18 protein-coding genes are annotated in these 23,249 nt (G+C 54.9%); 9 read left to right on the top strand and 9 right to left on the bottom strand.

Translation table 11 applies throughout. From position 1 onward, the window contains the following. Window positions 1–48 precede the first annotated feature (48 nt). The gene (locus V9K95_RS13015) at window positions 49–1,032 is read left to right on the top strand and encodes a TerC family protein (RefSeq protein WP_115053722.1); all 984 of its coding nucleotides are present in this window, start codon (window positions 49–51) and stop codon (window positions 1,030–1,032) included. Between the two features lie 268 nt (window positions 1,033–1,300). Here the strand turns inward: V9K95_RS13015 and V9K95_RS13010 are convergent, their stop codons facing one another. The 8 genes from V9K95_RS13010 to V9K95_RS12975 all read right to left on the bottom strand — a co-directional run bounded on the left by V9K95_RS13010 (window position 1,301) and on the right by V9K95_RS12975 (window position 12,726). Then, window positions 1,301–3,634: a penicillin acylase family protein gene (locus V9K95_RS13010; RefSeq protein WP_336441963.1), complete on the bottom strand. Its 2,334-nt coding sequence runs from the start codon at window positions 3,632–3,634 to the stop codon at window positions 1,301–1,303. An 18-nt stretch (window positions 3,635–3,652) separates the two neighbouring features. Further along, on the bottom strand, window positions 3,653–4,786 hold the full coding sequence (locus V9K95_RS13005) for a M20/M25/M40 family metallo-hydrolase (RefSeq protein ID WP_336441964.1): 1,134 nt from the start codon (window positions 4,784–4,786) through the stop codon (window positions 3,653–3,655). Beyond that, on the bottom strand, window positions 4,783–5,964 hold the full coding sequence (locus V9K95_RS13000) for an amidohydrolase (RefSeq protein WP_115053725.1): 1,182 nt from the start codon (window positions 5,962–5,964) through the stop codon (window positions 4,783–4,785). Before V9K95_RS13000 ends, V9K95_RS13005 begins: the two co-directional genes overlap by 4 nt. A gap of 59 nt (window positions 5,965–6,023) precedes the next feature. Then, window positions 6,024–7,670 (bottom strand): ABC transporter ATP-binding protein, encoded by a 1,647-nt coding sequence (locus V9K95_RS12995; protein WP_336441965.1) that lies wholly within the window; start codon window positions 7,668–7,670, stop codon window positions 6,024–6,026. A gap of 1 nt (window position 7,671) precedes the next feature. After that, window positions 7,672–8,553: an ABC transporter permease gene (locus V9K95_RS12990; RefSeq protein ID WP_442958595.1), complete on the bottom strand. Its 882-nt coding sequence runs from the start codon at window positions 8,551–8,553 to the stop codon at window positions 7,672–7,674. Further along, window positions 8,553–9,494, bottom strand: a complete 942-nt coding sequence (locus tag V9K95_RS12985) for an ABC transporter permease (RefSeq protein WP_115053728.1) — start codon at window positions 9,492–9,494, stop codon at window positions 8,553–8,555. The genes V9K95_RS12990 and V9K95_RS12985 overlap by 1 nt, the downstream gene beginning before the upstream one ends. Before the next feature lie 90 nt (window positions 9,495–9,584). Further along, on the bottom strand, window positions 9,585–11,192 hold the full coding sequence (locus tag V9K95_RS12980; protein WP_336441966.1) for an ABC transporter substrate-binding protein: 1,608 nt from the start codon (window positions 11,190–11,192) through the stop codon (window positions 9,585–9,587). 34 nt (window positions 11,193–11,226) lie between these two features. After that, window positions 11,227–12,726, bottom strand: a complete 1,500-nt coding sequence (locus tag V9K95_RS12975; RefSeq protein WP_336441967.1) for a M81 family metallopeptidase — start codon at window positions 12,724–12,726, stop codon at window positions 11,227–11,229. 126 nt (window positions 12,727–12,852) lie between these two features. Here V9K95_RS12975 and V9K95_RS12970 point away from each other — a divergent pair, with 126 nt between their 5' ends. Beyond that, window positions 12,853–13,704, top strand: coding sequence for an IclR family transcriptional regulator (locus V9K95_RS12970; protein ID WP_336441968.1), 852 nt, complete (start codon window positions 12,853–12,855; stop codon window positions 13,702–13,704). Window positions 13,705–13,919: 215 nt separating this feature from the next. On the opposite strand, the gene V9K95_RS12965 is transcribed toward V9K95_RS12970, so the two are convergent. Next, window positions 13,920–15,272, bottom strand: a complete 1,353-nt coding sequence (locus tag V9K95_RS12965) for a formimidoylglutamate deiminase (protein WP_336441969.1) — start codon at window positions 15,270–15,272, stop codon at window positions 13,920–13,922. 92 nt (window positions 15,273–15,364) lie between these two features. Here V9K95_RS12965 and hutI point away from each other — a divergent pair, with 92 nt between their 5' ends. The 7 genes from hutI (at window position 15,365) to V9K95_RS12930 (ending at window position 23,202) form a co-directional block, all read left to right on the top strand. After that, entirely contained in the window at window positions 15,365–16,618 is a 1,254-nt protein-coding gene (hutI, locus tag V9K95_RS12960; RefSeq protein ID WP_336441970.1) for an imidazolonepropionase, read from the top strand. Beyond that, a complete protein-coding gene (gene hutH / locus V9K95_RS12955) occupies window positions 16,615–18,156 on the top strand; it encodes a histidine ammonia-lyase (RefSeq protein ID WP_336441971.1) in 1,542 nt (513 codons plus the stop codon). The genes hutI and hutH overlap by 4 nt, the downstream gene beginning before the upstream one ends. A gap of 10 nt (window positions 18,157–18,166) precedes the next feature. Beyond that, window positions 18,167–18,988 (top strand): N-formylglutamate deformylase, encoded by an 822-nt coding sequence (hutG, locus tag V9K95_RS12950; RefSeq protein WP_336441972.1) that lies wholly within the window; start codon window positions 18,167–18,169, stop codon window positions 18,986–18,988. Next, window positions 18,969–20,639, top strand: coding sequence for a urocanate hydratase (gene hutU / locus V9K95_RS12945; RefSeq protein ID WP_336441973.1), 1,671 nt, complete (start codon window positions 18,969–18,971; stop codon window positions 20,637–20,639). Before hutG ends, hutU begins: the two co-directional genes overlap by 20 nt. Beyond that, window positions 20,639–21,226 (top strand): HutD/Ves family protein, encoded by a 588-nt coding sequence (locus V9K95_RS12940; RefSeq protein WP_336441974.1) that lies wholly within the window; start codon window positions 20,639–20,641, stop codon window positions 21,224–21,226. The genes hutU and V9K95_RS12940 overlap by 1 nt, the downstream gene beginning before the upstream one ends. Further along, window positions 21,223–21,975: a histidine utilization repressor gene (gene hutC / locus V9K95_RS12935; protein ID WP_442958596.1), complete on the top strand. Its 753-nt coding sequence runs from the start codon at window positions 21,223–21,225 to the stop codon at window positions 21,973–21,975. Before V9K95_RS12940 ends, hutC begins: the two co-directional genes overlap by 4 nt. Window positions 21,976–22,098: 123 nt before the next feature. Then, complete coding sequence (locus V9K95_RS12930) at window positions 22,099–23,202, top strand: ABC transporter ATP-binding protein (RefSeq protein ID WP_336441975.1); 1,104 nt, start codon at window positions 22,099–22,101, stop codon at window positions 23,200–23,202. Window positions 23,203–23,249: the final 47 nt, after the last annotated feature.

Below are 23,249 nucleotides of genomic sequence, written 5' to 3'. Positions count from 1 at the left end.
TGATGTCGGACCGTTTCCCGACAACGCACGCCGGTGGAGAAATCCTCAATGGAATTCGATTTTTTGTTCATCGACTGGCTGGGTAAGCCGGTCTGGATGTGGCTAAGCTTTTTTGGCCTCGTTCTCGCTATACTGGCATTCGATCTCGGCGTTCTTCACAAGGAAAACAAGGAGATCAATGTGGTTGAGAGCTTGAAGCTCTCTGTTCTTTATATTTCCCTCGGCCTCGCTTTCGGCGGGTGGGTCTGGTGGTATATCGGTGCTGATGCGGGTATGGCCTATATAACGGGCTTCGTCGTCGAAAAGACGCTCGCGCTGGACAATGTCTTTGTTATCGCCCTGATTTTCTCCTTCTTTGCCGTCCCCCGTCTCTATCAGCACCGGGTCTTGTTCTGGGGTATTCTCGGCGTCATCGTGCTGCGCGCCATCATGATCGGCGTTGGAGCAACGCTCGTTGCTGAATTTGCGTGGTTGCTTTATATCTTTGCGGCTTTCCTGATCTTCACCGGCCTGAAAATGCTGGTTATGGAAGAATCCGAGCCTGACATTGCCAATAATGCGCTGGTCCGCTTCATGCGCCGCCGGTTCAACGTGACCGAAACCCATCATGGCGAACATTTCTTCGTGCGGCAGGCGGACCCCAAGACGGGCAAGCTGATCTGGTTCATTACGCCGCTGTTCATGGCGCTTGTTCTGGTCGAGGTTGCCGATGTGATCTTTGCCGTTGACTCGGTACCAGCCATCTTCGCCATCACCACTGACCCGTTCCTAGTCTATACGTCCAATATCTTCGCCATCCTGGGGTTGCGCGCGCTTTATTTTGCTCTTGCGGCAATGATTCACCGCTTCCGCTATCTCAAACCAGCCCTTGCTCTGGTTCTGATTTTCATCGGTTCGAAGGTTTTCGTCGCTGATATGCTGGGCCTTGAAAAGTTTCCTGCCGCGCTGTCGCTGGGTGTCACCTTCGCGATCATAGCCGGCGGAGTGGTCTGGAGCCTGGTCAAGACCCGCAAGGATGAGGTTGAAGTATGACGAGCGACCAAGCCTCGAGCAGGCTTTGAGCGATGCAAATTGCGGGAGGGGGCGTTATGCCCCCACCTCTTGCCTGATCTCGTCCAGCACCTGTTCAATCCCTTCAGCCTTCCCGTGGGCATCAGCACCGTCAGCCTTGGCGGCTTTTACATGATCTGGCTGCTATTATGGGGAAGCTCATAAACTTCGCCCTGGGAATTATATTTTCGCTCCAGCAGGAGCAAGTCGCATGGAGCCGGCTGTTGGTGCATTGGCAGCCGGCTACGCCTCAAGCACTCAACAATATTGTCACTGTCGTCACTCTGTCTATTTGTTCTGCCGAGTACGATAATGGAACAGGGTCCCCGGCATGCCATGGCTTCAAGAGATCGATATAATGCGGAGAATCTGGCAATCCTGATTGTCCTGGATTATTGAGGAAAAAACTGTTGTCCCACGCTCCAACATCGATGACCATTCGAACCGATGGCCCTGAGATGACTGAGAAGTCGTTCAATCGGTAAGTGGCATAGTTAAGCGTGGAACTGCTCCCGCCCAAGGCGATTGGCCCAGTTGACCACTCTTTGTCCGTGAGCGCCTGTAGAGGATGGCGCAAGTGAAGCCTATGGATGGAACCCCACGGAGGGTTCGCGGCGCCCGCTTCCCCCAAGGCAGTATATTCCGTCCAAGCATCTCTAAGGCTTTGGCGAAGGGCTTTAGCAATCTCGGGACTATCCGGCGCTTTTTCCAGCCACGAAGCAATGCTTGGTGCATCAAATGGCATTAACAACGGAATAATTTCCGGTGCGGCCCCTGCCAGTCGAGCGACAAGAGGACCGAGATGCTTGCTGAACCATATCTCAAAAATTGCTGCGGGCGCGGAATGTGCAGCCAGATCGCCATCCCAATTCTGCAGAAGCCGCCACGCCTGTTCATTATTGTCATTGCCAAATACTCGTTGGACTCGCTTCAACACGCGGACGGCAATCGGTGACCGCGTTGAACTCTGAAGCGCTACGCAATCTTCGAGGGAAATCGGCTCGCTGCGGGAAAGCTCATTGTGGAGCGTGTCGTGCCTGCTGCTGTCGAGCCACTCATAGCCGATAGCTGGATTGGATGCGGTCCAAGCGACCGGTACATTCATAGCGTTGGCGGTCGCTATAAAACCGCGTGAAGGGTTAATCTCCAAGGGCCCCGATTGCGGTGACAGATAGCCATTCCATTCAAATCGCCCATCGCCAGGAACCGGAAGCAAGCCATCCCAATTGTTGCGAACTGGCGTGGCACCAGACGGCTTCCATGCAATTGTGTTGGCCGTATCAGCATAAATATGATTGACGGAAGGGCAGCCCCAGCCTTCCAGCGCGCTGGAATATTCAGTGTAGTTCGTCGCTTTCATCACGGAGAGGCTAGCCATATAGGGCGCCATGCCCGCGTCCATCCAAACAGTTCGCAAGCCGAAAGCGCGATGGTTTTTTTCATCCTCGTAGATGATCGGACCATGGCGGGTGAACTTTAATTCGACTTTTTGATCGGGGTATCCTTTGACGGGAATTGTCTCGGTGATGGTTTCGACCTGTTCCCAATCGTCTGCGTAGGCATATTGATCAGGATCATCTTTCTTCGTCTGATAGACATAGATATCCTCTTGGTCTGCACCGAAAATGGTAAGACCGAAGGCGATCTTGCCATTATGCCCCATCGATATTCCAGGAACCATCGGCTCACCTGCACCGATCACGTCTAGACCCGGCATGGTCAGGTGAACGACATATCGTATGGATGGCAAACTATGCGTGCGATGCGGATCGAGAGCGAGTATAGGGCGACCGGTTGTGGTTTTCTCCGCCGATATGGCCCAGTTGTTGGAGCCCTCTTCAAAAGAAGCGCGAACAATATCGCCAGTCGGAGCCACTGTCGTCCAAAGGGCTGCCTCATCCAATGTGGCAGCCAGCCGCTCTTTTGAAAATGTCGCGGGACTGATGGCAAGGTTGAAATCACGTAGCACCCTGTCCGTCATAATTGCCGGGTCAAAGCCTTCCACCGGCTTGGGCACAATGCCGTGGGACAAATCCTTGCGAAGCATGTCGAGCTTTGCGCCAAGCTCAATGCCCGCAGCAGCCATGACTTTGGAGCGTAAAAGTTCGGAGGATGCATTGCGCGTCAGCGAATGGGTGCGCACCCGCACAACATCTTCCGCCTTCCAGTGTTCTGGCCGATGACCAAGCAATAGGAACTCTGGCGGAAGCGCTATCGAGCCTGCATTGCAGGCATCGACATAAGCATTGATACCGCTCGCAAATGCAGTGCAGATTTCTTCAGAATCCTGCCCGTAAGCTCGCCATTCGGCCGCCATGTCGCCGCGGTAAAGCAACAACCGAGCTGCCCTGTCCTGCTCCAGATAGCCTGGGCCAAAATCACGCGCCAGCAGACCCAGCCCGCGTTTGCGGGCTGTGTCGATCTGCCAGAGACGATCTCGCGCAGCATTCCAGCCTTGCGCAACAAAGAGATCGTGAAGGTTGCTGGCTCTGATATGAGCCACCCCCCACTGATCCACATTAATCGTAGCGTCATCCTTCAGGCCCGGAATCTGGGCTTTGGTCAGTCGGCTTGCATCAGACATGGTAGGACCCGTTGCGCCTTATTCCAGCCGCAGGAACAAGCCTGCGTGAAGACGCGCGCGCTCGATCAGACTGTCTTCGAAGATATGCTCGCCCAAGGTGTGCAGACCATCACCACGCACGCCGATGGAATCAAGTGTCGGCACACCGAGCGCGCCGGTAAAGTTTCCATCGGAACCGCCACCCGAGCTTTGGGCCGTCATGGTAAATCCAACCTCTTTCGCAATATCATTAGCGAAGTTGAAAAGCTGCATATCTTGCGGCTGCCCGGGCTCCCAAACTGGCCGCGTCACCCCGCGCGTGACGATCAGTTCCACATCATCTTTCGCGCCCGCAAGAGCCATGATACGTGAAACACCCTCTTCGAGATCCTTTTGGGTTTTCGCCATGCTGAGCGCCTCGGCTTTGCAGCTTGATGAAACGCAATTGACCCATTGCCCGGCCTGAATAACACCGACAGAGAATGTACAATCTTCCGTCGTGAGTGCTTCGATCTCGATGATCTTTTCCGCCATGCGGCGGATGGCTGAGCGTCCTTCCTTGAGCAGCCAGCCAGCATGACTTGGCCTGCCAATAGTTTCGAGATTGTAGCGCGCAATGGCATAGCGCCCCACGACGGCGCCACCATCACGCCGTGCGGGTTCCGGTACCAGAACATATTTGTTCTTGAGCGCTTCCTGCTCAATCAGATCACGCGTGGAAGGCGTTCCCACCTCTTCGTCGGGCGTCAACAGAAAGGTGACAGGAAGCTTGGTTGCGAGCCCGTTTTTTGCAATCTGACGCATGGCCTCAAGCGCAACGAAATTGCCACCCTTCATATCCTGGATGCCAGGGCCATAAATCTTGCCATCATCCCGGCGAAACGGATTTACATCAATGACGCCAAGCGGATGGACGGTATCGAGATGCCCTGACACCAGAATGCCGGGCTTGCCATGATGTTCGTGCGGAAACCTTGCGCGCAAAGACCCGCCAAATCCCATTCGCCCCGGAATGAATTCAACGCTGGCACCTGCAGCAGCAAAGTCATAGGCGGCAATATCCACCATTCGATTGACCGCCGCTGCATCGAAAGTCGGGCTTTCGGTTTCGATCCAGGGGCGCAAACGCGCAATCATGTCATCAAGGTCAAATGGAAGTTCAAACGCGCTCATGCAGCCAATTCCTTGTTAACAGACAAGCGGGTTTCCACGATCCGAGCATAGATAGACGCGCCAATCGGAAGTACTTCCGGTTCGAGTGTAAATGCCGGATTGTGCAAGGCGGCCTTGCCGGCGTGCTGCACGTTAATGTAAGCACCTGGCACCCGGGCGAGCATATCGGCGAAGTCCTCGCTGCCCATAAAGGCTGGGCAGTCATCGCTGACATTTTCCTCGCCGAGCACATCGCGTGCAGCGGCGATATAGGCGTCGGAAAGCTCGTTATCATTACGCAAAACATCGAAGACGTTGCGAATATCGACATCAACGGTCACGCCGTAACCAGCTGCCACGCCTGCGCAAATTTCTCTCAGGCGGCTTTCCGCCACATCGTAGACGTGACGCTCGAAATAGCGGATCGTACCGGTGATCGTGGCGACTTCCGGCACGATATTATAGGCGCTGCCTGTGTGAAATTGGGTGCACGAAACAACGCAGGCTTCAGTCGCGGGGATATTGCGGGAAACGATGGTCTGAATCTGACCAACAAGATCGGCGCCGATTACCAGCACGTCACGTGAATTATGCGGCTGAGCCGCATGACTGCCTTTTCCCGTTAGTTTGATGTCGAAAAAGCTGGCCCCGGCCATGGCGGGACCCTTGCGTATCTGCGCTTTGCCGAGCGTACCTAATGGCTGATTGTGCATTCCGTAGATTTCGTCGCAGGGAAAGCGCTCGAACAGACCTTCGGCGATCATGGTACGCGCACCACCAAGACCTTCCTCAGCGGGTTGAAATACAAAAACCGCCGTGCCTTCGAAATTGCGCGTAGCCGCCAGATATTGGGCTGCGCTCAGCAACATCGTCGTGTGACCATCATGGCCGCAGGCATGCATACGGCCTGGGTTTTGCGATGTATAGGCAACGCCCGAAATCTCGTCGATCGGCAGTGCATCCATATCCGCTCGAAGGCCGATCCGGCGATTGCCAGGATTATGACCTTTCAGAATGCCGACGACGCCAGTCTTGGCAATATCGGTGTGAACTTCATCGAAACCCCACTTCTTTAGAAGACCAGCGACAACGCTGGAAGCGTGGTTCTCCTCAAAGCCAATTTCGGGATGACGATGAAGGTCTTCGAAAACCGCGCGCATCTCGCCGGCCTTCTCCTCAATAAACGGTATGATGGGCATAATTTCGTTCCTGTTTGAAGCATTGAAGATAATCGGGGCCGCAAGCAGCGGCCCTTCGATCAGGCGGTGGGACGTCCAGCCGCGAAATCCCAGAAGCGGCCGGGAGCCGCCTCAATCAATGAGCGCGTATATTCATGCGACGGATTGCCAAGCACGTCGGCAGCATTGCCATGTTCGACAACCTCTCCGCGTTTCATCACCAGCACGTCATCACATATCTGTGCTGCGACGCGCAGATCGTGAGTTATGAAAATAATGGCGATGCCGGTATCCTTCTGAAGCTGTGCGAGAAGATCAAGAACCTGTGCCTGTATCGAAACATCCAGCGCGGAGACCGCCTCGTCCGCCACGAGAATGTCGGGCCTGAGGGCAACAGCCCTGGCAATGGCAATACGCTGGCGCTGCCCGCCCGAAAATTGATGCGGATAGCGCTTTAAAGCATCCAGTGGCAGCGAGACAATCTTCAACAGACGTTTCGCCTCGGCCACGGCTTCTTCGTAAGGCACATCGTAGTTGAGTGGCCCTTCCGTCAGACTTTGCTCAATAGTCCAGCGCGGATTGAGCGACCGGAACGGATCCTGAAATACAACCTGCAGTTTTTTGCGAAACGGCTTCATTTCGCGTTTGCCAAGATGTGCAATGTCGCGTCCGCCGACAAATATCTCGCCTTCTGTCGGCTCAATCAACCGCATGATCGAACGAGCGACAGTGGTTTTGCCGGAGCCGGACTCGCCGACAATCCCGAGCGTGCGTCCGCGTGGAAGCTCGAAAGTTACGTTGCGTGACGCTTGAACACCCGGCTTGGTGATGAAAATACCGCGGCTTCGATAAGTCATGCCGAGATCGCGCACCCGGATCACAGCTTCGCCGCCTTGCGATGCGCGCGCCAGTCGGGGAATGAGACTTGGCACCGAACCAAGCAGATCTTTTGTATATTGCTTTTGCGGTGAAGCCAGAACTTGCCGAATCGTGCCGTGTTCTACGATTTCGCCATTGTGCATAACGCAGACACGGTCGGCAATTTCGGCAACCACTCCCATGTCATGCGTGATGAACAGAACCGCCGTGCCATGTTTTGCCTGCATTTCGGCAATCAATGACAGAATTTGCTTTTGCGTTGTCACGTCGAGCGCAGTGGTCGGCTCATCTGCGATCAAAACCACGGGCTCAAGTATGAGCGCCATAGCAATCATGATGCGCTGACGCTGACCACCCGAGAGTTGGTGCGGAAAGCTTTGATAGATGCGCTCAACGTCAGGCAGGTGCACCTGCTCCATAATATTGATGACTTTGACGCGTTTCGCGTCGGCCGACAAATTGGTGTGAATATCCAGAACTTCCATGATCTGCTCACCAACCCGCATAACCGGATTGAGCGCCGTCATTGGCTCTTGAAAAATCATCGAAATGCGTGTGGCGCGCATCTTCTTCATATCGGCGGGAGACAATTTCAGCAGGTCAATGCCGTCAAGTCGAATTGCTCCCGTTTTTACCAGCAAAGCATTCTTGGGAAGAAGGCCCATCGCCGTCAGTGAGGTCACCGATTTGCCTGAGCCCGATTCGCCAACGAGACAAACTGTTTCGCCTTTACGGATATCAAGGCTGACGCTGCGAAGAACCTGTGTGCCGCTGGGTAGCGCCACGACGAGATTCTCAATTTCGAGCACGACCGGTTCTGTCGTGAAATCACGATTGCGCAATTCCATTTCAGCCCTCCCGCTTTTTCAGGCGCGGATCAAGCGTATCGCGCGCCGCATCGCCCAGAAGATTGATTGAAAGGACGCAGAGGGTCAGCAGAAGCCCTGGCCAGAGCACAATAGACGGTTTGATGCGGAAAAACTGGCGGCCTTCGGCCATGATGTTCCCCCATGTCGGGATCTCGGTGCTGATGCCTGCCCCGAGAAACGATAGGATTGCTTCGGTCAGAATTGCCGATGCGACGATGTAGGTGCCCTGCACGATAAGCGGAGCCATTGTATTGGGCAGAAGATGCTGGAAAAGAATTTTTGGCGTGCTCGAACCAAGGGCCAGCGCGGCTTCGACGTAGGACTCTTCGCGAGCACTCAGGATTACCGACCGCACCAGACGCACGACGCGAGGAATTTCCGGAATGGTAATTGCTACGATCACCGAGCCAATGGATGGCCCGTTCAGTGCGACCAATGCGATGGCGATCAAAATGGAAGGCATTGCCATCAGCGCATCCATCATGCGCATGATGATCGCATCGGCGGTGCGGAAAAAACCAGCGACCAAGCCGATGAGAATGCCCACGCCAATTGAAGCTCCGGCAGCAAGAAGGCCTATCAACAGGGAAATACGCCCACCGAGAATCATGCGTGAGAAAAGATCACGACCGTAATTATCAGTGCCAAGCAGGTAGTCATCCGAAGGCGGCTTGAGCCGCATCAACGGATTCATGGCCAGCGGATCATGCGGAGCGATCCACGGTGAGGCAAGGGTGAGAATGAGAATTGCGGTAAGGAGAACGCCCGCAATCATCGGTCCGATGCCAACGCGTGTAACGCGCGGCAGCGAGAACAGGCGCAGCAACCAATGCATGCCAGTCGATGTCGGTTCAGAGGCCATCAATAGCGTATCCTTGGATCAAACAATGTGTAGGAAAGATCGATCAACAGATTGACGAAGACGTAGAGCGCGCTCGTCAAAAGGATCATGGCCTGAATGACCGGATAGTCGCGCGCCAGAACCGCATCAACCGTCAGACGTCCGATGCCGGGTATGTTGAAAATGCTTTCCGTGACCACGACGCCCGAAATGAGTAGCGCGAACCCGGTGCCAATAATGGTGACGACCGGCACAGCTGCATTCTTCAAAGCATGTACGAACAGGAGACGACGATCACTAACGCCTTTTGCCCGTGCGGTGCGAATGTAATCCTCGCCCAAAACATCCAACATGGCTGCGCGGGTCATGCGGGCGATGAGCGCGATATAGATCGAAGCCAGTGTCAGTGCGGGCAATATGGCTCGCTCCATGAAACTGCCAAAGCCCGACGAAATTGGTTTGAAACCCTGAACCGGAAGCCAACCCAGATTGACCGAAAAAATGAGCAGCAACACATAACCAACCAGAAAAACTGGAACGGAAAAGCCCAGAACAGAAAAACTCATGACGAGATAATCAATCCACGAACGATGCCGCCAGGCCGCGATCACACCCATCGGAATTGCCGCGAGAACAGCAATAATGATGGTGAGAACCGCTATGGAAATCGTCGGGCCGATACGTTGCGAAACCAGATCGAGCACCGGAACGCCTGATATCAGCGAAACGCCAAGATCTCCCTGCATTATATTGCCCATCCAGACGAAATATTGCGTCAAGATGGGTTTGTTGAGCCCCATAGCCTCCCGAATGCGTTCGAGTTGTTCGCTTGTGGCGGCATCGCCTGCCAGAATTGCCGCCGGATCACCCGGCGTAAGTCGCAGGAGGAGGAAGACAAAAATCGATACCAGCAGCAACACCGGTACAAGAGCAAAAATACGTTTTAAAAGGTAGATAGCCATATGCGCGTCCCGCGAGAGACGGAACCGATACCGAACCGGTTCCGTATTGAATTGGGAGCCATCACGTCAAACGCGATAGCGGCGGGCAGATTATTCTTCGGTCTTTTTTACGTTCCAGAACACCGGGACGGGAGAGCCGAGCATATCGACGACGTTGGAACGGCGGCCCTGTGGCGGATTATATTCGCCAAGCGGAATATAGAGGACGTTCTCAAGCGTATGGGCCTGGATTTTCTCAATAACGGCTTTCTGCTCTTCCGGTGTTTTCCCGGCAATATATTCCTTCTTAAGCGCTTCGATCTTGTCATCCTTCGGCCAACCGAACCAGCCCTGATCGCCGCGACCATTGAGCATGACGGAGTTTAGCGGTGTGGCAATTTCCGGAATCTGCCAGTTTGTGAAGAAGATATTCCAGCCACCCTTTGACGGCTCATCCTTTGAGGCCCGACGACCGACAAGCGTCTGCCAGTCCATTGGCTGCATGTCCACAGTAAATCCAGCTGCACGCAACTGCTGTGCTGCCACAACCGGTTGAGGAGAGAGACTGGAAACGTCTGTTGGCTGCATCAGTACAACCGGCTTTCCATCATAACCGGCTTTTTTGAGCAGTGCTTTTGCTTCTTCAATATTGCCTTTCCCGACAATGCTGTCAGCGCCGACATTCGTGGCATTAGGCGTGCCGCAGCCGAAAATAGCACCGCAAACCCTGTAATATTTGGGATCGGCCATAAGTGCGGCAAGCACTGGTTCCTGCGACATGGCAAGAAAAGCTGCACGGCGAATGTCCGGATTGTCAAAAGGTGGATGCTTGAAGTTGAGGCGCCCCATGGTCTGATAGCCGAGCGGGTCGCGCTGTTCGAGAACCACCGTGTCATCGCCTTCAAACAGCGACACCAGATCGACCGGCACCTGCTCCATGTAGTCGACTTCACCGCTTGCAAGAGCGTTAACCGCCGTCTGCGCATCGGTCATCGTGACCCAGCGAACCTTGTCTACATTTACGACTTTACCGCCTGCCATCCAATTGGCTGGTTCCTTGCGCGGTATATACTCTTCGTTTTTAACATAGCTTACGCCAACGCCGGGCTGGAACTCTGCCGGCACAAACTTGAATGGGCCGGAACCAATATGCTCTGTAATGGCGGTATCGGCAGGCGTTGTGGCGATGCGCGCGGGCATGATGAATGGAGGCAGGGCGGCCTGTTTGGAAAGCGTGTCAAGGAAGGGGGCAAATGGCTCCTTGAGTGTCCAGACCAGCGTTTTATCATCGGTCGCCTTCAGGGATTCCGTAATATCCATGATAAGCTGACCGCCAGCATCGCGCTTGGCCCAACGCTCGAGCGAGGCCACTGCGTCAGCGGCTGTTACCGGCGCACCATCGTGGAATTTAAGACCATCGCGCAGTGTGAATGTATAGATCTTACGATCGTCCGAAACGGTCCATTCTGCCATCTGAGGCTGTGGCTTGAAGTTTTCATCGACCGCGATCAGCACGTCGTAAATCATGTAAGCATGATCGCGGGTGATATGTGCTGTGGTGATGATCGGATCAAGGATGCGCAGGTCTGAATGCATGACTGCGGTAAGCGTTGTTTCCGCCCATGCAGCGCTCGTACCAAGCGCGATCAGTGAGGCTGCAATTCCATATTTTAGTTTACGAAGGGTCGGGCTAGGTTGGTGAAAACTGATAAACTTCATCTACTTAGTTCCTCTGGAGGTTGTTCTTATTGTTCTAGTTGAATTCCTGTCCGAGCGGCTCAAGCCTTATGCCCGCCCGCAAGCGCTTCCATGGCAATTGCGCCGGGCTGAGCGGCATCGCACCGGGGGCAATGCAGACAAGAAGCTTTTCCGCGATTGGTGCGAAGTCGGCTCGAAAATGGACGGAGCTTTTATTAACGAGGATAGCTTCCTGTTCGGGTTGAATCCCAACCATGCGATAAAGTTCACGATCTGCCATTTGGGCAAGATTGGTCGTAACAACGATACGCGTCCCGCCAAGTCGAAGGCAGGCAGATGGACCCATATCCAACCATGTGCCACCATAATAGGGACCTGTTGCATGGACCTTGCCGTCAGAGAGTTTCTCGACGGTGAATCGGGCCTTGAACGGCTCGTCGTTCTCGATCCCCGATTTGCCGCCAAGCGAAATCTCGATCTCAGCCTCCTCGCCTGCTTGATGTGCAAGCCTTGCGGCTTCAGCGTCGTGAATACATCCAATGGCTGCACGTTCGGCGCCGCTGGCAACAAGTGCGCGAAGCATCCCGGTCGTATCCGAACTGCCACCCGCTCCGGGATTGTCTTGAGTATCCGCAATGACGACCGGGCGAACGGCGCTCCGAGCCAGCTCAATCGCCTTTTCAATCCCCTCCTTTGGCTGATAGGCTGTGCCGACAAAAGAGGATTCAGCCGCCGAAAGAGCCGTCATGATATTATCGGCGCACGCATCTACCGCCTGCTTGTCCCAACCATAGGCGAAGACCGAAGGCCCGCATTCGGCAAAGTCAGCAGCGGGGAAGCCCATGAAGAGCGAGGCCGTCAGCACATTCTCAGGCAGATCGACCGTCATGCCATATAGGCCTTTTGCGGGCTCTTCCTGCGTGCACTGCCATGCAATCGGGATCAGATAATCGCCCTGTCGCATCGCCTTCTGCCAGCCATCAGGCCTGTCCATCAATGCCTGCAAAGCCTGTGCCGACCGATAACCGGTTTCGGCCATATCGACGTGCGGGTAAGTACGAAAACCGACCATGACATCCGAAAGGTCGAACATACGCCGCGTAATATTTCCATGCAGGTCTAATGCGACGGCAATCGGTTCCGATGGGCGGATGGAACGAACCCGTTCAAGAAGCTCGCCTTCGCCGTCATCCACGTGCTCAGCAACCATTGCGCCATGCAGATCGATAAAAATGCCATCCAAAGGCCCGCAATTGCGCAGCCCTTCGACAATCTCGGAAACGATTGTTTCATAGGCGTCTTTGGTCACCGGCGCGGAGGGGATTGCCCCTGCCCACAGGATGGGCACGATTTCCCAGCCGGCCTGTTGCGCAAAGTTCAATGCCCCGACAATACCGAGGTTAACATTCTGCGCATTCTCGAAAATCGCGGTTCCACGGGAGATGGGGATGTATCCGCCACCCTGAACAAATGCTGCCATGGTTGCCGGCGCCGCGGCAAACGTATTTGTTTCATGCAAAAAGCCAGCGACAGCCACGCGTTTTGACACGAGCATACTCCCATTTTTGATTTGCCCCCTCGGGCTGATATGTGTATCTCTCAGCGATACATCTATATTGTTTTTATGATAGGAACCAATTTTGATGCTTGTCAATCCTCCAATGTCGATTAGAGATTTTTCATGACCACATTTCGAGATCTTCGCGGCATATCCAGTTTCGACCCTGATGAAGGAGAAGCTTACAAGGACGATCCGTTGTTTATGCGTTCGGTCGCAAGAACGGTCGCTGTCATGTCAGCATTTCAGAGCGCGCGTCATCCGTTATCGCTCAGTCAGGTTGCGACAGCTGCTGGTGTGGATCGCAGCGCTGCGCAACGGATCGTTCACTCACTCTTGAAGCTGGGTATGCTCACCCGCGACCCTGAGGATCGCGGCTACCTGCCCGGTCTGCGTGTGCTCGACATGACGCACGATTTGTTGCGACTTAACCCAATGCTCCAGCGCGCAAATCCCGTCATGTTGGAGCTACGCCGCCGTGTCCGTGAGCGTGTCGATCTTTCGCTCTTTGACGATGTGCGCGTCGTCTATGCTTTGCGCATGCCCTCAAAGCATGAAATCTTCAGCGCGACCATTGTTGGACATGCGGTTCCGACTTACTGCACGGCGGGCGGCATTGCCATCCTATCGCTCCTCCCTGACGAGAAGGTCGCCGACATTGTGAAACGCTCGGATTTGACACCTTTTACCAGTCACACCATCCGCACTCTTGATGAAGTTATGGTGCATGTCCACGCCACGCGTGAGCGGGGGCATTCCGTATTATGCAGGCAATTGTTAAATCATGAAGTGGCCATCGGCGCTCCGATACGAGATTCGAGCGGTGCTCCTATTGGCGCAATCCACGTCGCGGGAAGTCTGCAAGAGTGGACGGCCGAAAGCTTCAGTGACAGCTTCGGTCCGCTGGTGCAAAACGCGGCGCAAACAGTTTCGGAAAAAGCTCCCATCGGGATCCGAAAAGGGATTCAAGAATAGGTCAATGCCCAATAGTCGGCGGCTCTGCTGCCTCTGCTGGCTAAAGCAACCACTTCCAAAACCGTCCATCAAACAGGATCATCATGAGGAAAACAGCCGGGTTGGTACTTTTCAACGGTTCCTCAGCAAACGCAATAGTCGGGGCCTGACCACGTTTGCCCGGAGCGATGAGCGAAGGGCATAAGTTCTAAACGGAGTGGCCGCAGGCATATCTTTTACGGATTTGCCGAAATGAGTTCTTTCATGACTTTACCGAACTTATGTTCGATCTGATCGCGAAGCCGGTGGCGGCCGTGATCAACCTGCTTGATGCCCGTTACCCAAGTCGAATCTACTTTGGCACCATTGGCAAAAATCCATGAGTCCAACGCAACGTCACCGGAAAACAGATCCGGCGTCTGGAGCTGGATGCTGATGAAATCCGCGGGTTTGCCAATGGCAAGGCCTGTCTCGACCCCGAGGGCAGTGCCACCGCCGCTGACAGCGTGGTCGAACAGCGCCCTGCCTGTCGATCCGCCAGCCGGTGCAAGCACATTGCGCGAGCGATGCGCCAGACGCTGCGAATATTCCAGCTGACGCAGCTCATCGCCAATTCCTATCAGAACATTTGAGTCCGAACCGATGCCGAAGCCACCGCCCGCTTGCGTGAATAATTGTGCTGAAAATGTTCCATCGCCCAGATTGCCTTCCGTGATTGGGCAGAGACCGGCAATTGCACCGCTGCGGGCCATGGCCTGGGTCTCGTCATCTGTCATATGTGTCGCGTGTATAAGACACCAGCTTTTGTCCAGATCAGCGTTTTGGAGCAGCCATTCGACGGGACGCGCACCCGACCAGGCGATGCAATCGTCAACTTCCTTTATTTGCTCGGCGACATGGATATGTTTCGGATTTTTTCCGGCGATGGCCGTCACGGCTTCCAGTTCATCCGGCGTCACTGCTCGCAGACTATGGGGCGCTACGCCGACTTTCGCATCGGGTAAGTCCTTGACTGCCTGCTGGCATCCGGCATGAAGCTTTTCATAAGCGTCCAGCGTGTTGATGAACCGGCGCTGTCCCTCTGAGGGGGCAGCGCCGCCGAACGTGGAATGCGCGTAGAAAACAGGCAGTAGGGTAAGTCCTATCCCCGTCACGTTTGCAGCGGCTGCAATCCGCTCACCCATCTCGGCAATATTTGCATATTGCCGCCCGTCAATATCGTGGTGGAGGTAATGGAACTCGCCGACACGTGTAAAACCTGCCTCCAGCATTTCCATATATAGCTGCGCTGCGACTGCTTCCATCTGCTCGGGCGTCATTGTCAGAGCAAAGCGATACATGACATTGCGCCAGCTCCAAAAACTATCGGCACCAGGACCGCGGCTTTCTGCAAGTCCTGCCATGCCGCGCTGAAATGCGTGGCTGTGAAGATTTGGCATGCCGGGGAGAATGATCGAATGGCGCTCATCGTCGGGAAGCGGAGCGCTGTCCGGCTGCATAGCGGTAATGCCAGTGCTGGCAAAACTTATGCGGACGTTCTGTTGCCAGCCGGAAGTCGTCAATGCTGCCTGTGCAAATATATGCGTCAATGGTGAATCCTCCCGAAGCGACAGAAAAACCGTTTGCGTTGATCTCAATTATGTCTATACATATTAGCAGGAGATGAAAAGGCGTAAAGCTCATGGGCGGAAATATAATTTCAGACGAAAGTGAAGCTCGGCATGCAGATGTGGAAGTGTGGCGCAATATGCGCCTGCTTACCTGCCAGCGCGATGCAACCGCTATCATTGATCAAGCGGCGATCCTCGTAAAGTATGGGCGTGTTGTTTTTGCGGGCGCGGAAAAAGACCTTCCGGCGGAAGCGCAAGCGGCCACATCCCATGACCTTGAAGGCAGATTGGTGACGCCATCTCTGATCGATTGTCACACGCATCTTGTCTATGGCGGCAACCGCGCGCGGGAATTCGAAATGCGGCTTGAAGGGGCAAGCTACGAAGACGTTGCGCGCGCAGGCGGTGGAATTGTTTCATCCGTCAAGGCCACCAATGCGTTGAGCGAAGATGAACTGATCGCGCAAAGCCTGCCGCGCCTGGATACGCTGCTGGCAGAGGGCATTTCAACCATCGAAATCAAATCGGGCTATGGGCTGAATATTGAAGCCGAGCTGAAAATGCTGCGTGTTGCGCGGCGATTGGCGACCATGCGGCCGGTGCGGATTTATACCAGTTATCTTGCTGCCCATGCGGTGCCGTTTGAATATCGTGGCCGCGCCGATGATTATATTTCTGAGGTCGTGCTACCCGGGTTGGAAGCTGCTCATGCGGAAAAGCTGGTCGATGCGGTCGACGGATTTTGCGAGGGCATTGCTTTTTCTCCAGCGCAGATCACCCGTGTGTTCGACAAGGCAAAGTCTCTCGGCCTTCCCGTCAAGCTTCATGCAGAACAACTTTCCAATCTCGGCGGTGCCGAGCTTGCGGCATCTTACGGCGCGCTTTCCGCCGACCATCTCGAATATCTTGATGAAGAGGGTGCGAAAGCCATGGCAGCGGCTGGAACAGTTGCTGTTTTGCTGCCGGGCGCTTTTTATACTCTACGCGAAGAACAGGCTCCGCCCGTCCAGTTGCTCCGAGAGGCAGGCGTTCACATTGCCGTGGCAACCGATTGCAATCCCGGTACCTCACCGCTCACTTCGCTGCTTTTGACGATGAACATGGCTTGCACGCTTTTCCGCCTGACAGTTGACGAGGCGCTTTCGGGTGTAACGCGCGAGGCGGCGCGTGCGCTTGGCATATTGAATGACACAGGCACGATCGAAGCGGGTAAATCAGCCGACTTCGCGGTCTGGAATGCGACGAGCCCGGCTGAGCTTGTCTACCGTATAGGGTTCAACCCTCTCCACATGCGTATTTTCCGCGGACAAAGGATTACTCGATGACCATTATACTTCATCCGGGCAGTGTTTCGCTCAGCACGCTTGAGACGATTTACTGGCAAGGAGCGCCCGTCAGGCTGGACCCGTCATCCCATGCCGGGATTGAGGCCGCCGCGCGGCGTATTGCTGAAATTGCTGCTGGCAATGTGCCCGTTTACGGGATCAATACGGGCTTTGGAAAGCTGGCTTCTATCAAGATCGATGCTGCCGATGTTGGAACGCTGCAACGCAATCTGATCCTTTCGCATTGCTGCGGTGTCGGCAATGCTTTGCCGGAAAATATTGTTCGTCTGATCATGGCTCTGAAGCTGATATCGTTGGGCCGTGGCGCTTCCGGGGTGCGTTTCGAGCTGATCACGCTCATTGAGGCAATGCTGGAAAAGGGCGTTATTCCGGTCATTCCGGAAAAGGGTTCAGTTGGCGCTTCCGGTGACCTTGCTCCTTTGGCACATATGGCTGCAGCGATGATCGGCGAAGGCGATGTCGTTTTCGATGGCGCGCAAATGCCTGCCGGAGATGGTCTTGCCAAGGCGGGTCTGAGGCCCGTCGTGCTTGCGGCCAAGGAAGGGCTTGCGCTTATCAACGGCACACAAGTTTCCACTGCACTGGCATTGGCTGGGCTGTTTCGCGCCCATCGCGCTGGCCAGTCGGCATTGGTCACAGGTGCATTGTCGACAGATGCGGCGATGGGCTCATCGGCTCCTTTCCATGCGGACATACATTCGCTTCGGGGCCATCGCGGCCAGATCGATACAGGTGCTGCATTGCGGCGCCTGCTTGAAAACTCTCCTATTCGCGAGAGCCACATTGAGGGCGACGAGCGGGTACAGGATCCTTATTGCATCCGCTGTCAACCACAGGTTGACGGGGCATGTCTTGATCTGCTCCGAATGGCGGCGCGCACCCTGGAAATCGAAGCCAATGCGGTGACAGACAATCCGCTGGTCTTGAGCGATGGCTCGGTGGTTTCGGGCGGTAATTTTCATGCCGAACCCGTGGCTTTTGCCGCCGATCAGATTGCGCTCGCCATCTGCGAAATTGGATCGATAGCCCAGCGCCGCATTGCCTTGCTGGTCGATCCGACCTTGAGCTATGGCTTGCCGGCATTCCTGGCTCGCAAACCGGGACTAAATTCAGGGCTCATGATTGCTGAAGTAACGTCAGCCGCCTTGATGTCTGAGAACAAGCAGATGTCGCATCCGGCCTCTGTCGACTCGACACCCACATCGGCCAATCAGGAAGACCATGTTTCGATGGCCTGCCATGGCGCGCGCCGTCTCTTGCAGATGACGGATAATCTTTTCTCGATCATTGGCATTGAGGCTCTGACTGCGGCACAGGGAATTGACCTGCGTGCACCGCTGCAGACCAGCCCGGAACTCACGCGCGCTCATGGCGTTATTCGAGCAGCGGTGCCTACATTGGAGGAGGATCGCTATATGGCTCCTGATCTGAAGGCTGTTTCAGAGGTGGTTGCTTCCGGCAAGCTGAACGCTGCCATCTCACCCGACATCCTGCCGCTGCTCGATACAAGCTTGTGAGGATCGGTCAATGAGCGCTGTTGAAGTAAAACAAGGTACATCTCCAATTATTCTCGGTTTTCCGCATACGGGTACGGAAGTTCCGGTCGATATCCATGCGCGTCTCAACGAGAATGGCCAGATGCTGGCGGATACGGATTGGCACATTGATCAACTCTATGATGGCCTGCTGCCAAACGTAACTACGGTGCGTGCAACATTCCATCGATATGTCATCGATGCCAATCGCGACCCCGATGGAAACAGTCTTTATCCCGGCCAGAATACAACGACACTGGTTCCGGAAACAGACTTTGACGGCAAGCCGATCTGGCGCGACAAACAGCAACCCACGCCCGCCGATATCAAGCTGAGGCTGGAGGCTTTTCATCGTCCCTATCACGATGCTTTGTCAGCGGAAATCAAACGGGTTCATGATATGCATGGACTGTGTATCCTCTACGATTGCCATTCCATACGCTCGCACATTCCCTTTCTGTTTCAGGGCAAATTGCCGGATTTCAACATTGGTACAAATGAGGGCAAAAGCTGCTCGCCGGAAATTGCTTCGGCAGTGGGGCGTATTGCCTTTGCCGCTTCCGGATATGACGCGGTCATCAATGGACGTTTCAAGGGCGGCTGGACAACCCGCCACTATGGTCAGCCGGAGAAAAACATCCACGCCATACAGATGGAGCTGACGCAATCTTCCCATCTAACGACTGAGGCCCCTCCTTTCGACTATGATGAAGCCAAGGCGGAAAAACTGCGCAAGCACCTCAAAGATATTCTCGAAATTCTTGAACAGACTGCAATCAAACTGGGAAGCAGATATGAACAATCCAAGGCATAATATCCGCGAAATCCGCAGCCCTCGCGGCAATGAACTCAATGCAAAATCGTGGATGACCGAAGCGCCCTTGCGCATGTTGATGAACAATCTCGATCCCGATGTTGCAGAGAATCCGAATGAGCTGGTTGTCTATGGCGGCATAGGCCGCGCCGCCCGCACATGGGATGATTTTGACAAGATTGTCGCCACGCTGAAAACGCTGAACGAAGATGAGACATTGCTGGTGCAATCCGGCAAGCCTGTCGGCGTGTTCAAGACCCATTCAAATGCACCGCGCGTTCTGATTGCAAACTCCAATCTTGTGCCGCATTGGGCGACCTGGGATCATTTCAACGAACTGGATAAGAAGGGTTTGGCCATGTATGGCCAGATGACTGCCGGTTCATGGATTTATATCGGTACACAAGGTATCGTTCAGGGCACCTATGAAACCTTCGTCGAAGCCGGTCGTCAGCATTATGGCGGTAGCCTCAAGGGCAAATGGATATTGACCGGCGGCCTTGGCGGCATGGGCGGCGCGCAGCCGCTGGCTGCTGTCATGGCAGGTGCGTGCTGTCTCGCTATCGAGTGCAACCCGGACTCAATCGATTTCCGTCTACGCACCCGCTATGTCGATGCGAAAGCTGAAACGCTGGATGAAGCGCTCGAAATGATTGACCGCTGGACCAAGGCGGGTGAAGCAAAATCGGTTGGCCTTCTTGGCAATGCCGCGGAAATATTGCCGGAGCTGGTTCGTCGTGGCGTCCGCCCGGACATTGTGACCGACCAGACTTCGGCGCATGATCCGATCAATGGCTATCTTCCTAAAGGCTGGACCATGGCGGAATGGCGCGCCAAACGCGAAAGCGACCCGAAAGCTGTCGAGAAAGCCGCCCGCGCCTCCATGCGTGAGCATGTCGAAGCGATGATTGCTTTCTGGGAACAGGGTATTCCTACGCTCGATTACGGCAATAATATTCGTCAGGTGGCCAAGGATGAAGGTTTGGAAAATGCTTTCGCATTCCCCGGCTTCGTGCCTGCCTATATTCGCCCCTTGTTCTGCCGTGGTGTCGGCCCGTTCCGTTGGGCTGCGCTTTCCGGTGATCCGGAAGATATTTACAAGACCGATGCCAAGGTCAAGGAACTGACGCCCGGCAATACGCATCTGCACAATTGGCTCGACATGGCGCGTGACCGCATTGCTTTCCAAGGTCTGCCAGCACGCATCTGCTGGGTGGGTTTGGGCGATCGCGACCGGCTTGGTCTCGCGTTCAACGAAATGGTTCGCACCGGTGAATTGAAAGCGCCAATTGTTATCGGTCGTGACCATCTTGATTCCGGTTCCGTTGCTTCTCCCAATCGGGAAACGGAAGCGATGAAAGATGGCTCGGATGCCGTATCGGACTGGCCTCTGTTGAACGCGCTTCTCAATACCGCATCGGGTGCAACATGGGTGTCGCTGCATCATGGCGGCGGTGTGGGCATGGGCTTCTCGCAACATTCCGGCATGGTGATCTGCTGCGATGGCACGGACGACGCTGCGGAGCGCATCAAGCGGGTTCTGTGGAATGATCCGGCGACCGGTGTTATGCGTCACGCGGATGCGGGCTATGAGATAGCGCTGGATTGCGCCAAAGAAAAAGGTCTCAACCTGCCGGGCATATTAGGCTGATGCATATATTGCGCGCCAGTGATCACAAACAGATGCCCTGGAAAAACGGCGGCGGTGTCACGACGGAGATTGCCGTAGCCCCCGCCGGGGCAGGTGTTGGTGAGTTTCATTGGCGCGTCAGCATGGCGACAGTTGCCTCCGATGCACCATTCTCCTCCTTCGAGAATATTGATCGCATCCTTACGGTTTTGGACGGAGAAGGTATGAATCTCGATGTGGCGGGAATGGAGCCCATTCGCCTGACAACTGCCTCCGAGCCCTTTGCCTTTCCCGGCGATGCCGAAACATCTGCAACACTGGTCTCCGGCACCATCACTGATCTCAATGTCATGACCCGCCGAGGTCAATGGCATGCGACGGTCGAGCGATTGACAGTCAAAGAACCCTGCATTGTAAGAACTGGTTCCGGCAGCAGCATCATTTTTTGCGTCGAGGGAACGCTCGAACTGGCGGATCGATCGGTCCTCACGAAACATGATGCGTTGTTTGTCGGCGAAGCAGATGGTATGGCCACGATTGCTGTTGGGGGCTCTGCGGTTATCTTGATTATTCGCCTTGCGCCCAGTTCGTTGACGAGGCCAATTTGAACAAAGCCACCCTCCCCTCACCTGTTGACCCTGACCAATCCAAAGGCCAGCTGTCTGCACGTATCCGCAGCGATATTGAGCGGCGCATACTTTCAGGGGAATGGGCGCCGGGATATCGCATTCCGATAGAGCGTGAACTGATGGATACTTACGGTTGCGCACGCATGACTGTAAACAAGGCGCTTGTGGCGCTTGCCGCTTCAGGACTGATCGAGCGCCGTCGTCGTGCGGGCAGTTTTGTTTCACAGCCACTTGTCCAATCTGCCGTCATCGAGATTTCAGACGTGAAGGCTGAGGTTGAGGCTATCGGTCAAGTCTATCGGCTGGAGGTTGTCTCGCGTCGTCAAAGGACCAGCACGGCAGCGGATATGAAGCGTCTTGATGTGCAGACCCCTCGCCCCGTTCTGGCCGTGCTGTGCCGGCATTTGGCGGGCCGCCGCGTGCATGCCTTTGAAGATCGTCTTATTGATCTGGTAAGCGTACCCAATGCCAGCGACATTGCTTTTGAAAATGTCCCGCCCGGCACCTGGCTGCGCGAGCATGTGCCGTGGTCTGAAGCGGAGAACCGCATAAACGCATTGAATGCCGATGCGGCCTTGTCCGCCCATTTGGGAATCAAGGAAGGCGCTGCCTGCTTGCAGGTCGAACGTTCGACCTGGCGCGGGACGCAGCCGATCACTGCCGTGCGCATGTATTATCCCGGCGACAGCTATCGCCTCGTCGCGCATTTCAGCCCGAAGGGTAATTAATCGGTCTTGAGCGTGCCGGTTCTCGCATCTTTTTAGCGGGACAAAAAATTTCGCTTGTCATCCCGCTGTTATAAACAGACAGTACAAAGAAAAAATTGCGCAGCTGTGCAATAGGGGATGAAAATGAACGGGCAGGCTTTCCTTAAAGTGGCTGGAATGAGTGTTGGCTATGGGCCGACGACTGTTCTGGACAATCTTGATCTGGACATTGCCAAGGGGGAGTTTGTTGCTCTCCTTGGCTCTTCGGGCTGTGGCAAAACAACTTTGCTGCGCACGATTGCCGGTTTCGCAAAGCCGTTTTCCGGGCGGATCGAAGTTGCCGGTCGCAATGTAACGGAACTGCCGCCCGACAAGCGCGGCATGGCACTCGTGTTCCAGTCCTATGCGCTGTGGCCTCACATGACTGTTGCGCAGAATATTGGCTACGGCCTGAAGCTCCAAAAGCATTCGCGCGAAACCATCAATAGCCGCGTTGCCGAGATGCAGGAACTGCTCGGGCTCTCTGGCCTCGGTAACCGCAAGCCCGGCCAGCTTTCGGGTGGACAGCGTCAGCGCGTCGCCCTTGGCAGAGCTTTGGCAATTGACCCGGAAATTCTCCTGCTTGACGAGCCTCTCTCCAATCTCGATGCGCGCATTCGCCTGACTGTTCGCCATGAAATTCGCGTCTTGCAAAAACGCCTCGGCATCACGGCTGTTCATGTCACCCATGACCGGGAAGAAGCGATGGTCATGGCCGACCGCATCGTCATTATGAATGCGGGGCGGATCGAACAACAGGGACCACCAGAGGAAGTTTATAACAAACCGGCCTCGCCTTTCGTTGCCGCTTTCATGGGTGCCGAGAATCTTCTGCCGATGCAGGTGCGCGTGCAAGGCGATCTGATTGAGCTAGCTGAAGGCGAGTATAACCAGACCTCGATTACATCACGCTCCGGCCGCCCATTGACCACCGGTCCTGTGGAATTACGGTTTCGCGCGGAAGCTGCGCGACTTGCGCGCGTTCAAGACGTTGCGATGCAGGGCACCGGTCATCTCGAATTGCGGGGGCAAATTGCAAGTGTAAGTTATCCCGGTGGCCATTGGCGTCATGCTGTGCGCCTTGGAGACCGCGAAATACTCGTCGATGCCGACGCGCCGTACAATCAGGGTGAAACGGTAAAAGTGCAAATACCGGCGGACTCGCTCTTTATCTTCAATACCTCAACAAATACGGCGAAAATAACATAAAAGCGAAGCGAAACTGCGCTTAGCTTCTGCTGTGCCTTATACCACTA

It is taken from the genome of Phyllobacterium sp. CCNWLW183, from assembly GCF_037203775.1.
Taxonomy (GTDB): Bacteria; Pseudomonadota; Alphaproteobacteria; order Rhizobiales; family Rhizobiaceae; genus Phyllobacterium; species Phyllobacterium ifriqiyense.
Note: the sequence above shows the minus strand (reverse complement) of the source record. Positions and strands in the feature narration are given on the sequence as shown.